General features: G+C 72.8%; 8 protein-coding genes and 1 pseudogene. 3 read left to right on the top strand and 6 right to left on the bottom strand.

Annotated elements, in window-relative coordinates:
- The first annotated feature begins 480 nt into the window (after window positions 1-480).
- The 3 genes and pseudogenes from uvrA to KMS84_RS03125 all read left to right on the top strand — a co-directional run bounded on the left by uvrA (window position 481) and on the right by KMS84_RS03125 (window position 5133).
- A complete protein-coding gene (gene uvrA / locus KMS84_RS03135; RefSeq protein WP_256914449.1) occupies window positions 481-2958 on the top strand; it encodes an excinuclease ABC subunit UvrA in 2478 nt (825 codons plus the stop codon).
- Window positions 2959-3065: 107 nt separating this feature from the next.
- A pseudogene (locus KMS84_RS03130) lies at window positions 3066-3221 on the top strand (DeoR family transcriptional regulator); the annotation flags it as partial.
- A 322-nt stretch (window positions 3222-3543) separates the two neighbouring features.
- On the top strand, window positions 3544-5133 hold the full coding sequence (locus tag KMS84_RS03125; protein WP_256914448.1) for an amidohydrolase family protein: 1590 nt from the start codon (window positions 3544-3546) through the stop codon (window positions 5131-5133).
- Between the two features lie 74 nt (window positions 5134-5207).
- On the opposite strand, the gene araB is transcribed toward KMS84_RS03125, so the two are convergent.
- From araB to KMS84_RS03095, 6 genes are all read right to left on the bottom strand, one after another.
- On the bottom strand, window positions 5208-6899 hold the full coding sequence (araB, locus tag KMS84_RS03120; RefSeq protein WP_256914447.1) for a ribulokinase: 1692 nt from the start codon (window positions 6897-6899) through the stop codon (window positions 5208-5210).
- A 139-nt stretch (window positions 6900-7038) separates the two neighbouring features.
- Entirely contained in the window at window positions 7039-8775 is a 1737-nt protein-coding gene (locus tag KMS84_RS03115; protein ID WP_256914472.1) for an RICIN domain-containing protein, read from the bottom strand.
- Between the two features lie 65 nt (window positions 8776-8840).
- Window positions 8841-10991, bottom strand: coding sequence for a beta-galactosidase (locus KMS84_RS03110; protein ID WP_256914446.1), 2151 nt, complete (start codon window positions 10989-10991; stop codon window positions 8841-8843).
- A gap of 43 nt (window positions 10992-11034) precedes the next feature.
- The gene (locus KMS84_RS03105) at window positions 11035-11997 is read right to left on the bottom strand and encodes a carbohydrate ABC transporter permease (RefSeq protein WP_256914445.1); all 963 of its coding nucleotides are present in this window, start codon (window positions 11995-11997) and stop codon (window positions 11035-11037) included.
- Window positions 11994-12935 (bottom strand): carbohydrate ABC transporter permease, encoded by a 942-nt coding sequence (locus tag KMS84_RS03100; protein ID WP_438818892.1) that lies wholly within the window; start codon window positions 12933-12935, stop codon window positions 11994-11996. Before KMS84_RS03100 ends, KMS84_RS03105 begins: the two co-directional genes overlap by 4 nt.
- A gap of 92 nt (window positions 12936-13027) precedes the next feature.
- Window positions 13028-14413: an ABC transporter substrate-binding protein gene (locus tag KMS84_RS03095; RefSeq protein ID WP_256914443.1), complete on the bottom strand. Its 1386-nt coding sequence runs from the start codon at window positions 14411-14413 to the stop codon at window positions 13028-13030.
- Window positions 14414-14602: the final 189 nt, after the last annotated feature.

The raw sequence follows: 14602 nt of genomic DNA, 5'->3' as shown, positions 1-14602 counted from the left end.
CGTGGAGAGTGCCCCCAGGACCTTCGTGCTCGCCGCTCCCGCGCCACCTCCGACGTTACGGACGCGGTGTCAGCACAGCGTCATCCCGCCGTCATCGACCGGTCGCCCGACCCGGTTGCAGGGGCGGGGCAGGAGTCCGAAGATGAGGAGGTGACCGGCGTCGCGTCGCCGGACCGCGTGGGGTGCGTCGGAACGCGCTCTGCCGACTCCGCCCCCGGCCTCCGGCCGCGACCCGGCCCGCGAAGCGGAAGGCCCCGGGCAGCTCGCCCGCCCGTTCCGCCGACGCTGGGCCTGTACAGCGCTCCCGGTGCGAGCCTTCGAGGCCCCCGCACAGTCGCCTCCGCGCCGTCGCCCCGGGCCGACACCGGTGCCGGCCTGGGATCCCGCACGCCGCGCGCGTCTGGTCTCCGCTCGGTTCCCCGGCCTCGGGTCCACCCGCCGTCGGCTGCTGATCCCGGCGCGATCGGGTACCCAGGAAGGATGAGCAAGGACACGAGCGACTCCTTCGTGCGGGTCCGGGGCGCCGGTGAGAACAATCTGCGCGACGTGGACGTCGACGTCCCGCGCGACGCGATGGTCGCCTTCACCGGCGTCTCCGGTTCGGGCAAGTCCTCGCTCGCGTTCGGCACGCTGTACGCGGAGGCACAGCGCCGCTACTTCGAGTCCGTCGCTCCGTACGCGCGACGACTGTTGCAGCAGGTCGGCGCACCCCACGTGCGGGAGATCACCGGGCTGCCGCCGGCCGTGGCCCTTCAGCAGCGGCGCGGGTCGCCCGGCTCGCGCTCGACGGTCGGCACCCTCACCACGCTGTCCAACCTGCTGCGCATGCTGTACTCCCGCGCCGGCACCTATCCGCCCCGGGCAGCCCGGCTGGAGGCCGAGTCGTTCTCGCCCAACACCGCGGCCGGCGCCTGCCCGGAATGCCACGGACTGGGCGTGATGCACGACGTCGCCGAGGACCTGCTCGTCCCGGATCCCACGCTGAGCATCCGCGAGGGGGCGATCGCCGCCTGGCCGGGCGCCTGGCAGGGCGCCAACCTGCGCAGTGTCGTGAGCGGCCTGGGGATCGACGTCGACCGACCGTGGCGCAGGCTCAGGAAGAAGGACCGCGACTGGCTGCTGTACACCGACGAGCAGCCCTCCGTGTACGTCGAGCCGGAGAAGGGCCGCGTCGACTACGGCTACCAGGGCACGTTCTGGAGCGCCCGCAAGCACGTCATGCACGTCCTGGCCGACTCCAAGAGCGAGAGGATGCGCGAACGGGCGCTCCGGTTCGTCAGGACCGTGCCCTGCCCCGAGTGCCACGGCAGCGGCCTGCGGGCCGAGGCGCTCGCCGTGACCTTCGCCGGACGGTCCATCGCCGAGGTCAACGCGATGCCGCTCTCCGACGTCGTCGGGCTGCTGCGGCCCGTCGCGGGGCGGTCGGAGGCCGACGCCGCCACGCCGACCGCCCGGTCCGGGGAGACGACCGAGGTCGCGGTCCGGATCTGCGGCGATCTGGTCGCACGGATCGACGTCCTGCTCGACCTGGGCCTCGGCTATCTCGCCCTCGGGCGCCGCTCGACGACCCTCTCGCCCGGCGAGGCGCAGCGCCTGAGGGTCGCCACCCAGCTGCGCTCGGGGCTGTTCGGCGTGGTCTACGTCCTCGACGAGCCCTCCGCGGGCCTGCACCCGGCGGACGCGGAACCGCTGCTGGACGTGCTGGAGCGCCTCAGGGCGACGGGCAACTCGCTGTTCGTCGTCGAGCACGACATGGACGTCGTACGGCGGGCGGACTGGGTGGTCGACATCGGCCCCGGTGCGGGCGAGGGCGGCGGACGCGTGCTGTACAGCGGCCCGGTCGCCGGCCTGGAGCGGGTCGGGGAGTCGGCCACGGGCCGGTACCTGTTCGGGCGCGCCGAGCCGCCCGACCACCGCCCGCGCGCCCCGCACGGCTGGCTGCGCCTGCGCGGCGTCTCCCGCCACAATCTGCGCGACGTGTCCGTCGACGTGCCGCTCCGCGTGCTGACGGCGGTCACGGGCGTGTCCGGTTCCGGGAAGTCGACACTGGTGACGCAGGTCCTCGCCGAGGTCGTCCGCGGCCACCTCGGACTCGCGCCCGAGGAGCCCGACGAGCCCGAGGAGGCGCGGCTGGAGGTCGACGTCCAGGACGCGTCGGGGGCCGAGTCGTTCGACCGGCTGGTGCGGGTCGACCAACGGCCCATCGGCCGGACTCCCCGGTCCAACCTGGCCACGTACACGGGGATGTTCGACGCGGTGCGCAAGCTGTACGCGGCGACGGACGAGGCCAGGGCACGCGGCTACTCCGTCGGGCGGTTCTCCTTCAACGTGCCCGAGGGGCGGTGCGAGACCTGCCAGGGTGAAGGATTCGTCGCGGTGGAACTGCTGTTCCTGCCGGGGACCTACGCGCCGTGCCCGGCGTGCGAGGGCGCCCGGTACAACGCCGAGACGCTGGAGGTCACGTACCGCGGCAGGAGCATCGCGGACGTGCTGGCGCTGTCCGTCGACGACGCGGCCGCCTTCCTGTCCGCCGTCCCGGCCGCCTCCCGCAGTCTGGAGACGTTGCGCGAGGTGGGCCTGGGATACCTGCGGCTGGGCCAGCCGGCCACGGAACTCAGCGGCGGCGAGGCGCAGCGCATCAAACTGGCCACCGAACTGCAGCGGGCGCGCCGCGGGCACGCGCTCTACCTGCTCGACGAGCCGACGGCGGGGCTGCACCCCGCGGACGTCGCGCTGCTGCTGCGCCGGCTGCACCGGCTCGTCGACGCCGGCAACACGGTCGTCCTCGTCGAGCACGACCTGGACACGGTCGCCACCGCCGACTGGGTCGTCGACCTCGGGCCCGGAGGCGGCGACAGGGGCGGGCGGGTGGTCGCCGCGGGCCCTCCTGCCCAGGTGGCGAGGGCCCGCCGCAGCGTCACCGCGCCCTATCTCGCGGCCCGCCTCGCGCGCTCCTGACGTGGTCGCGAGGACGGGGGAACGCGTTCCGCGGAGACGCCGGAGACGCCGGAGACGCCGGAGACGCCGGAGACGCCGGAGACGCCGGAGACGCCGGAGACGCCGGAGACGCCGAAGGCGCCACGGTCGCCGAACTCGCGGAGCTGACCGGCGCCTCCGAGACGACCATATTGCGCGACCTCGACGTCCTCGTCGCCCAGGGCGTCCTCGAACGAGTCCGCGGCGGGGCGCGCACCCTGCTGCTCCGGGACGAGGAGCCGCCCGAGCCGGGGACCAGGGGCCCGCGGCGCTGCGGTCGGTGGGGACCAGGACGAGTACCAGCGCACCCGGGCCCCCGAGCAGCACCTCCGACCCGGCCCCCACGACGCCCGCCCGTGCAGCCGAGACCCGGCCCCACGGGCGCGGCCCGTCCCGCGCAACGCCACCCGCCACCCCGGTCGGTGCGCGAGGCCGGGAGCAGCGGTGGTCCCAGCAACACCCCCGCTCCCACCGTCTGGCCGCACTGTGCTCTCGCCGAGGCTGCGCCAGAGTCGTGAGGGCCGGCGGGACACCGCCGGCGCACGCATCGGCAGAAGGGGGAGCAGCATGTCCGACGCCACAGGTGGGGGATCGCGCGCCATGGCCCGGCGGGGGTTCCTGGCAGGGGCCGCCGCCGTGACGGGCGCGGCACTGACGAGCACGGCGGCGCCCGCCGCCACGGCCAGTGCGGCCGGGGCGACGCCCGCGAACGGCGCCGCCACCGGCCCGCTGGCACTCACCCACGTCACCGTCATCGACGGATCGGGAGCACCCCCCGCCCCCGACATGACGGTGGTCGTCGAGGACGGCCGCATCACCGGAGTCGCCCCGAGCGCGCGCACCCGGCTGAGCCCGGGCACCCGCACGGTCGACCTGACCGGCAAGTTCCTGATCCCGGGCCTGATCGAGGCGCACACCCACAGCGACGGCCCGGAGACCGTGGTCCCGCCCCTGTACGCCCTCGCCGGCGTCACCACGGTCCGCGAGATGCGGGGCGAGCCCGTCCACCACGAGTGGCGCGAGAAGATCCGCCGCGGCGCCCTGCTCGGCCCCCGCTGGGTGATCGGCAGTCCGATCGTCGACGGCGCGCCCTCGCTGTGGGCCGCCGACGTGGGCCCCACCATCGAGGTGCGCGACGCGGCCGAGGCCCGGCGCGCCGTGCGGCGGGTCAAGCGCGAGGGCGCGGACTTCGTCAAGGTGTACTCCCGCCTGTCCCGCGAGGCCTACTTCGCCCTCGCGGACGAGGCCCGGCGCCTGGGCATCCCCCACCTCGGGCACTGCCCCGACACCGTGCGGATCGCCGAGGCGAGCGCCTGCGGCCACCGCACCGTCGAGCACCTGCACGCCCTGCTCCTGGCGACCTCACGCCACGAGACGGAGATACGGCGCCGGCTGGCCGCCGTACGGATCGACCCGCGCGACCCCAGCAGCCTGTCCCGCTACCACAGCTGGTTCCAGCAGGTGCACCCCCTGGAGTGGCGGGCCGTGCGGGGTTACGACCGGGACCGCGCGGACGCCCTCTTCCGGGCCCTGGCGGCCGGCGGGACGGCCGTCGTCCCCACGCTCAGCGTGCACCGCACACTCGAACTGCCTGACGACGTCCCGAACGGGGCCGAGGAGTGGAAGTACCTGCCCGCCTGGCAGGTGGAGAGCTGGCCGGACCAGCTCGCGGCCCTGACCGGTGGACGCACCCCCGAACAGGCGCGCAGGATCCGCGGGATCTTCGCTCACCGGCTCCGCCTGGTGGGCGAGTTGCACGCCGCGGGGGTGCGGCAGGCCGCCGGCACCGACACCGGCACGGGCTATCTCGTCCCGGGCTTCGCCCTGCACGACGAGCTGGCGCTGCTCGTGTCGGCCGGCCTCACCCCGGCCGAGGCCCTGCGCGCGGCCACGCGGGACGCGGCCCGCACCCTCGGTCTGCCCGCCGTCGGCGCGGTGGCCCGCGGACACGCCGCTGATCTGCTCGTCCTCGACGCCGACCCGCTGCACGACATCCGCAACACCCGCCGCATCCACGGCGTGGTCGTCGACGGCAGGTGGATCCCGCCGCAGGAACGCCTGCGGCTGCTCGCGGCGGTGGAGAAGGCCGCCGCACAGACCCCGCCGCCCCAGGAGGGGGCGTCACTGCGGGGCTGCGGCTGCGGCGGACACCCCTGACTGCCGGTGGGGAACCAGAGCTCGTGCTCGGGGAACGGGGTGGAGGGGATGTCCTTGACGGGTGTCCTTTCAGGTCAGGAGGACGGGGAGGGGGAGGCCTCGGCACGCAGTCGGCGCAGTCGGTGCATGACGTCGTTGGCGCCGCGTCCGAAGTAGTCGTGCAGCAGCCGGTACTCGGCGAACAGGCGGTCGTAGGCCGCCGCCCGCTCGGGGTCGGGCAGGTGGACGCCGGGGCGCGCCTTGCCCATGGCCAGGGCGGCGGCCCGGATGTCCGGATACGCCCCGGCCGCCACCGCCGCGTGCATGGCCGAGCCCAGGGCGGGCCCCTGCGCCGAGTCGACGACGCCGAGGGGACGGCGGGTGACGTCGGCGTAGATCTGCATGAGCAGCGCGTTCTTCGTCAGACCGCCCGCGACGATCAGCTCCCGCACCGGCACTCCGGCCGCCTCGAACGTCTCGATGACGGTCCGGGTGCCGAACGCGGTGGCCTCCAGCAGGGCGCGGTAGACGTCCTCGGGGCGGGTCGACAGCGTCTGGCCGACGACGACCCCGCTCAGGTCGTGGTCGACCAGGACGGAGCGGTTGCCGCTGTGCCAGTCGAGGGCGATCAGCCCGTGCTCGCCGACCCGCTGGCGCGCCGCGAGGGCGGTGAGGTGTTCGTGCGGGTCGCGGCCGAGGGCGGCGGCCTCCTGCGCGTACGACGCGGGGAAGCCCGTGCGGACGAACCAGCCGAAGATGTCCCCGACGCCGCTCTGCCCGGCCTCGTAGCCCCACAGGCCCGGCAGGATCCCCCCGTCGACGACGCCGCACATGCCCGGCACCTCGGCCCATCGGTCGGAGCTCATGACGTGGCAGGTGGAGGTGCCCATGATGGCGACCATCCGGCCGGGCTCGACTGCGGTCGCGGCGGGCGCGGTCACATGCGCGTCGACGTTGCCCACGCACACCGCGATGCCCTCCGGCAGCCCCGTCCACGCTGCCGCCTCCGCCGTCAACCTGCCTGCCAGGGAGCCGAGTTGACCGATCGGGTGATCCAGCTTGTCGGTCACGAAGTCGGCGAATCCGGGATCGAGGGCGGCGAGGTACTCGCGGGAGGGATAGGCGCCGTCCTGGAACTGCCCCTTGTAGCCCGCCGTGCAGGCGTTGCGGACGTACGTCCCGCACAGCCGCCACACGATCCAGTCCGCCGCCTCGATCCACCGCTCGGTGCGGGCGTAGACCTCCGGGTCCTCCTCCAGCAGTTGCAGTGCCTTGGCGAACTCCCACTCCGAGGAGATCTTCCCGCCGTACCGCCTGATCCAGGGCTCCTCGCGCTCGGTGGCCAGCGCGGTGATGCGGTCGGCCTGGGACTGGGCGGCGTGGTGGCGCCACAGCTTGACGTACGCGTGCGGACGGCCGCCGTACTGGGGCAGTTCGCACAGCGGGGTGCCGTCGGCCAGCACCGGGAGCACCGTGCACGCGGTGAAGTCCGTGCCGACGCCCACGATCCGCTCGGGTCGCACGCCAGAACGGGCCAGGGCCTCGGGGACGGCGACGCGCAGGACGTCGAGGTAGTCCGACGGAACCTGGAGCGCCCAGTCCGGGGGCAGATCGGTGCCGTCGGGCAGCGCCTCGTCCAGGACCGCGTGGGTGTACGGGTGCTCGGCCGTGCCCAGTTCGGCGCCGTCCCGGACGCGGACCACCACGACCCGTCCGGAGAGCGTGCCGTAGTCGATTCCCACGACGCAGGGGTCGAGGGCCGGGAGGGCGTCGCGGTCGGTGTTCACAGGTCGGCTGTCCCTTCGGGAGAGGGGTCGCGTCGGCCGGCCGGCCGTCCGATCCGGTGTTCGGAACTCCGGCCGGTGTTCGGATGTGCGAATGGAGGGAGGGGCCTGGCAACGGACGCCAGGCCCCCGGGGTTACGGCCTACCGGACGAGCTTCCAGTCCTGCGAGCCGTCGGTGGCCGCGGCCTGAAGGGTGAGCGGGGCGTCGGTGCTCGCGCCGGTCAGGTACAGGCTGGTGTTCCTGAGTGCCTGGAGCTTGTAGTAGCCGTCGGAGCCCTTGACGAGGGTCCAGCTGCCCGTCGCGCTGTCGTCGACCCACTGGCCGATGCGCTGTCCGGCGGTGGCGTTGCCCGTCCAGATCGCAGCGGCGCGGCCCCCCGACCTGTTCAGCAGGGTCGTTCCGCCGTTCGGCTCGGTCACCACGTGCCACTGCTGGGTGTCCGGGTCGGCCGCGGCGCCGGCGTCCTCCAGGACCACGTCCGGCGCGTCGGCGTTGCCGAGGTCGGCGTCGTTGCTCCTGTTGCCGGTGCCGATGACCTGGCCCGTCTTGCGGTTGACCAGACGGTGGTAGGCGCCGGCCGAGTCGCCGAGGTCCACCTCGGCGTAGGCGATCGTGGAGACGCCCTGGTTGTTGAGGATCGCTATGCGGCCGGTGCCGGCGACGTACTGGAGGTTGCGGCTGTAGCCGGCCGGCGACGTCGTCCGGTACTCCGTCCACACGCCGTCGCTGCGACCGCTGTCGTTGACCCACACGTCGCCGCTGCTCGCCGCGTTGTAGACCAGGCGCCCGTCGGGCAGCCGGATCAGGACCGGGCTGCCGCCGCCGGTGAGCGGACGGGAACCGGCGACGACCGGCAGCGAGCCGACCGACATGCCGGTCCGGCTGCCCTTGAAGAACTTCAGCGGGTCGTCGGCGAGGACGTACCGGGTGTCGGCACCGCCGCCCCAGTACTCGAAGGTGAGCATCCACCGGCCGTCCGCCGTGGGGACGACGTTGGTCATGCCCGGCCGGCCGCCGCCGATCTCGGTCCTGCCGCCGCCCATGTCCTGGACGGACCCGGCGACGTCGACGACGGGGTCGCTCCAGCCCGCCCCCGTCCCGTCCCAGGTCCGGTGCACGAGGATCTGGCCGTGCGAGTCGGTGGCCGTGTCGTTGGCGGGGTCCTTCCGGGGGACGCCGGTGACCGGGTCGAAGCCGGTGTAGTCGTTCTCGTCGGAGTAGTAGCAGACCAGCCTGCCCTTGTAGACCATCAGGTACGGCTCCCACAGCGGGTCCACCTGCTGGTATCTGTTGGCGGCCGCGACGTTCCTGCCGACCGCGCCCGCGCTGCCGCCCTGCCGGCCGCCGGTCGCCACGACGCCGACGACCTTCCAGCTCCTGCCGTCGTCGGTGCTGGAGTACAGGGCGATGGCCAGATCGGCGCGGTCCCCGTCGTTGGACGGGATCCAGTTCGGGTCGGCCGCCTTGTGCTCCTTGTAGTAGGCGTCGTCACCGGAGACGACGCTCGCCAGGAGCAGGGTGCCGGCCCTCATCCCGCCGACCTTCTGCGGGAGGACGTACAGGTAGGGGTTGGTCCAGTTGCTCGTGTACTTGGCGTACTCGGGATCCTCGGAGAGGTACGCCGGGGCCTTCACCTCCGACAGCGGCTGCCAGCTCGTGCCGTCGTCGTCGCTCTTGTAGACCGGCAGGGTCTGCCCTGCCGCGCTGCCCGACGAGGTCACGACCGTCGACTTCTCGAACGACGCGACCAGCCGTCCCCCGGGGAGCTGGGCCGACTTCGGATAGACCGCGCAGTTGCCCCGCCCCTTCAGGCACGGTTCGCCGCCGAGCCGGTACATGGTCCCGCCCGTGGGGTTGTACGCCTGCGCGCCGGCCATGGAGCCGGCCAGCAGTGCCGCTGCCACGACGGAGCTGCCCAGCGCCTTCGCTGTGGTGCTTCTCTTCACTGCCCCTCCTTCGGGGAAATCACGGTGTTTGCGGTGATCAGCACGCGGACGTCCCACGGACCGAGGTCCAGCGGTGCACCGGCGGGAACGGACGTGCCGTCCAGGACGTCGGAGAGATCGGCCGGCGCGCTCACGCGTGCGGACTCCCAGCTCCAGTTGTGGACGATGTGGACGCGACGGCCGTCGGGGGAGACGCCGGTCGCTGCGGTGACCGACTCGGGCAGGTCCTGCCACGCGTGGCTCGCGGCGGGCGCCAGCCACTCGGCGAGCGCCCGGGCGAGGTCGCGGCCCGGCGCCGTGCCGACGGTGGTGACCCGGCCCGCGCCGTGACGGCGGGTGGTGACGGCCGGCCACCGGCCGAAGTGCGGGTGGTCGTAGCCCGCGAGGACCTCGGCGTCGGTGGCGTCCAGGCACTCGATCCAGTGGGTCGCCGCGGCGGTCGCCGGGAGCCGCAGCGGGCTGCCGGGCGCAGCGTGCACGGGGACCTCCCGGTGGAGGTTGCTGAACTCGTCGTACGTGGCCCCCGCGGCGTCGGCGAGGCGGCCGGGGGCCGGGGTGAGCCGGGCCCTGGCCTCGTGGTCGGCGTACCCGGTGCGGGGCCCCAGGACCAGGTGGCCGCCCGCCTCGGCGTAGGCCGCCAGCCAGTCGAGGGTGGCGTCGTCGACGACGTACAGGGCCGGGGCGACGAGGACGGGGTGACGTCGCACCGCCTCCTCGGGGGTCGTGTCCCCGAGCTGCCGGGCGTGCACGATCCGCACCTGGCGGCGCGCGTCGAAGGCGCCCCGGTAGAAGGGGTCGAAGAGGCGGTGGTAGGCGGCGGAGTCCGGTGCGCCGTCCGGGGTCGCGAGCGGCGGGTACTTCTGCATCAGCCACTTGCTCGGCGTCGAGTAGACCATCGTGATGTCGGCGTCGGGTTCGAGACCGGCGACGAGGGAGCCCGCCCTGTCGAACTCCGCGCCCAGCCGCGCCGTTTCGGCATGGGCGCGGCCTGGCCGGCCGGTGTGCGGGAGGACACCGCCCCAGTAGGTCTCCGCGCCGAAGCGCAGGGTCTGCCACTGCCAGTACTCGATCATGCGGGCGCCGCGCGCCACGTGCGCCCAGGCGGCCTGACGCCACTGGCCGTCGTAGCCGGGGCGGTTGTCCCACGCGAAGCCGATGCTCTGGGCGTTGGTCTCGGTGACCAGGAAGGGCTCCTGGCGGGAGGAGAACATCCAGTCCGCGGTCTGGTACATCGACCACACCCCGGTGGTCTTCCACTTCTGCTCGTGGGTGTCGGGGGTGGGGTCGGGCAGCAGCAGGCCGTCCTGCATGTCGTAGTACGGGTTGCCGGACGCGACGTCGAGCCGGGCGGCGAGCTCGTCGTCGGCCACCCCCTGCCGCGTGTACGAGATGCAGGTGGTGACGAACTGCCCGGCACGCGCGTACTCGCGGACGATGTCCGCCTGCCAGCCGATGAACTCGGTGACCTGGCGGGCCTGGAACTCCCGCCAGGCGACGTCGTACTGGGGCTGCTCGTTGCCGTCGGGCGTCCACAGGTCGGACCAGTCGGAGAGCCGGTGCGACCAGTAGACCAGGCCCCACTCGCGGTTGAGGGTCTCGACGTCCCCGTACGTCTCCCGCAGGTGGTCCACGAACCGCTGGAAGACTCCGCGGTTGTGGAGGAGGTGCAGGCCGGGCTCGTTGTCGACCTGCCAGCCGAGGACCGCCGGATGGTCGGCGTAGCGCGCCGCGATCCTGCGGATCACCCGCTCGGCGTGGAACCGGAACGCGGGGTGCGTGAAGTCGATCTCCTGCCGCGCGCCCCAGCCCATCCGCTGCCCGGTGGCGCGCTCAGCGGTGATCTCCGGGTACTGCCGGGCCAGCCACTGCGGTGCGGCGTACGTCGGGGTGCCGAGGATGACGGAGATGCCGCGTTCGTGGGCTCCGTCCAGGACGGGCTGGAGCCAGTCCAGGTCGAAGGCGCCGTTCGTGGGCTCCCAGGTCGACCAGACGGACTCGCCGACCCGGATGACGGTGAAGTGCGCCTCGGCCATCAGGTCCAGATCGGCCTTCAGCCTTTCGTCCGGCCGGAGTTCGGGGTCGTAGGCGGGCGTGTACTCGTGGTAGTACGCGGCGCCGAACAGGACACGGGCAGGCAGGGCCGCCATGGGGGGAACCTCCGGGAGACGGGGAAGACGGGAGAGGTGCGCGCTACTGCTTGACGCCGCCGGAGGCGAGGCCGCTCTGCCAGTACCGCTGGAGCATCAGGAAGGCCACGACGAGCGGGACGACGGAGATCAGCGAGCCGGTCACCACGAGCGCGAGCATGTCGCTGCTGGCGCCGGAACCGCCGTTCTGGGCCTGCGCGGCCCAGGAGGACAGGCCGACCGTGATCGGGTACAGGTCCGGGTCGTTGAGCATGATCAGCGGCAGGAAGTAGTTGTTCCAGGTCGCCACCAGTGTGAACAGCAGGACCGTCACCAGGCCGGGAGCGAGCAGCCGGAGCACGATCCGGAAGAAGATCCGCAGCTCGCCGGCCCCGTCGATGCGGGCGGCCTCCAGGATGCTCTCCGGCACGGCGTCCTCGGCGTGGACGCGCATCAGATAGAGGCCGAAGGGATTGACCAGGGAGGGCAGGATGACGGCCCACGGGGTGTTGACCAGGCCGGCCTTCGCGAACAGCAGATAGGTCGGGATGGCCAGCGCGGTGGCCGGGACCATGACGGCGCCGACGACGAGGTGGAAGGCGGCCCGGTCGCCGCGGAAGCGGAACTTGGCGAACCCGTACCCGCCGGCCGCCGCCAGCAGGGCGGCGCCGCAGGAGCTGACCCCGGCGTAGACGACCGTGTTGAGCAGCCAGTGCACGAAGACGCCGTCGTCCTGGGCGAAGGTGTCCCTGACGTTGGTCAGCAGCTGCGGGGCGTGCGAGAACCACAGGCCGAACGTGTTGATCAGGTCCTGGGTGCTCTTGGTGGAGGCGATGACCAGCCAGCACAGGGGGAGCAGGAAGTAGGCCAGGACGGCCAGCATGGCGATGGTCAGCGGGGTGCTGCGGCGGGGTCCGGGCCGGGGCGGCCGTCTGGGCAGGGCGCCCCGGGCCGGCTTCACCGCCGCGGCGGCCGGGGGCGGGGGGCTCTGCATGAGCGAGGCCGAGGGCCGGGGAGTGGTCGTCATGACGTCCTCCTGCGGTTCGCGGTGAGCAGGACGGCGTAGGAGACGATCACGATGACGAGGCCGAGGAGGAAGGACACCGTGGCGGCGTAGTTGACCTGCTGGCCGGTGAAGGCGAGGGAGTAGGCGTAGAGGTTCGCGGTGTAGGAGCTGCTGATCACGTCGGGGGCGATCTTCATCAGCAGGTTGGGCTCGTTGAAGAGCTGGAAGCTGCCGATGACGGAGAACAGCAGGGTGAGCAGCAGCGCCGGGCGCAGCGCGGGCAGCTTGATCGACACGGCGATGCGCCAGGCGCCCGCGCCGTCCATCGCGGCGGCCTCGTACAGCTCCGGCGGGATCGTGCGCAGCGCGGCGTACAGGATGATCATGTTGTAGCCGACGAACTCCCAGGTCACGATGTTCGCGAGGCTCCCCAGCATCCAGCCGTCGCTGAGGAAGTGCGGCGCCGGAAGGCTGAAGTCGTGGCTGAGCTGGGCGAACGGGCCGAAGTCAGGGCCGTACAGATAGCCCCACATGAGGGCGGCGACCACGCTGGGCACGGCGTACGGCACGAAGATGCCGAGCCGGATCACCCGGGCCAGCCGCAGCAGACCGCTGTCGAGCGCGAGCGCGAAGGCCAGCGCCAGCAGCAGCATCAACGGGACCTGGATCACGAAGAACAGCGCGACGCGGACCACGCCGTGCACGAGGAGCGGGTCGCTCACGGCCTGGAGGTAGTTGTCGAGGCCGACGAACACCGTCCCGCCGATCAGCCGCTCCTGGTAGAGGCTGAGGTAGGCGGCGTAGCCGAGCGGGGCGAGGAAGAGCAGCAGGAACAGCACCATGAAAGGTGCGACGAACAGCGGCCCTGCCGACCGGCGGTGGCGCCTTCCGCCGCGCCGGGGACGGGTCGGCCCGTCTCGACGCCGGCCTTTGGGGGAGGCCGCGGCTGTGGCAGTCATGGTCGGGCCTTTCTGAGGGAGGGAACGGGTGCGGGAACGGCGCGTGCCGGAGGAGGCAGGGGCTGACAGGGGCGCGGGTCCCGGTGGGGGCGTCACGACGTGACCGTGAAGCCCTGCTTCTTGGCGTAACCGGTGAGCCGCGTCTGCCAGGCGCCCAGCGCGCGGACGGTGCCGGTCCTGTCGGCGAGCGACGTGCCGACCGTCTCGGTCCAGTCCGTGGCGGCCTGGTCGAGGAACGGCGGCCACTGGAAGGACGGGGAGACGGTGGAACTGACGCCCGCGAAGACCTGGTTGACCTTCTGCCCGCCGTAGAAGGTGGGCGCGTCGCCCGTGAAGCCCGCGTCCCCGAGCAGGGCCTTGGTCGCCGGGAAGAAGAACTGCTCGGTGGCGAACATCTTCGCGCTCGCGGGGTCGCTGTTGAGGAACTGGGCGAACAGCGCGGCGGCGATCGGGTTCTTGGAGTTCCTGACGACCGCGGTGGTCGACCCGCCCCAGTTGCCCGAGCTGGGCTTGGCGGCGTCCCACTGCGGCAGCGGGGCCGCACGCCAGTGGCCGGCCGTGGACTTGGCCGAGCCGGAGAGGAACGCCGGGCCCCAGGCCGCGGTGATCCAGGTGGCGTACCTGCCCTTGTCGAGCGCGGCGTACCAGGAGTCGGCGAAGTCGGGCTCGGTGCCGATGACGCCTTCTTCGGCGAGGCCGCCCCAGTAGTCGCCGAGCTTGCGGGAGACGGCGTCGTCGACGCTGATGGTGATGTCGCTCTTGCCCGAGAGGGCGTAGGGCTTGGCACCCGCCTGCCAGAGCAGGCCGTGCCAGGCCGCCGCCTCGTTCGCCGCGAGGTTGGTGAGGTAGACGTTCGGGTCGGCCTTGTGGAGCGTGCGGGCCGCGGCCGCGAACTCGTCCCAGGTGGTGGGGACTTCGATCCTGTGCTTGTCGAAGACGTCCTTGCGGTAGAGCATGCCCATCGGGCCGGTGTCCTGCGGGATCGCCCAGACCTCGCCGTTCGCTCCGGAGACCTGGCCCCACGTCCAGTCGACGAAGGTGTCCTTGAGCTCGGAGGCGCCGTACGGGCGCAGGTCCAGGAGGCTGTCGGTGATGGTGAACGTCGGGATCGCCTGGTACTCGATCTGCACGGCGTCGGGGGCGCCGCTCCCCGCCTTGAGCGCGGTGCGCAGCTTCGTGTAGTGGGTGACGCCCTGTCCGGCGTTGACGACCTTGACCTTGACGGCCGGGTACTTCTGCTGGAAGAGCGCGATCTCCTTGTCGATGTTGGGGACCCAGGTCCAGAACGTCAGCTCGGTGGGCGTCTTCATCGCCTTGTCGATGTCGGCCCGGGTGACCGGCTTGGCGGAGGAGCCGCCGGAGCCGGAGTCGCCGCCGCATGCGGAGAGCGCGCTCGCGAGCGTCAGGGCTCCGGTCGCGGCGAGGAAACCGCGGCGGTTCAGGGGGGCCGAGGAGGCGGCTGAGAGGAATTTCGACATGGTGGACTCCGCAGAGGGCGTAGGAATCGGCGCACGAGGCGACGGCGTGCTGTTCGGGATGTCAGGAACCGGGTGCGGCGTGCGGGACTCGGCGGGACCGGCGGGGGCGGGGGATCCTCGCGGGGCCGAGCGCGTCAGGCTCGTCGGCTGACAGGGGGTTCGCGCCAGGGCGGCGGCAGTAATGGGGGG

Source organism: Streptomyces hilarionis (assembly GCF_024539675.1).
Taxonomy (GTDB): Bacteria; Actinomycetota; Actinomycetes; order Streptomycetales; family Streptomycetaceae; genus Streptomyces; species Streptomyces hilarionis.
Note: the sequence above shows the minus strand (reverse complement) of the source record. Positions and strands in the feature narration are given on the sequence as shown.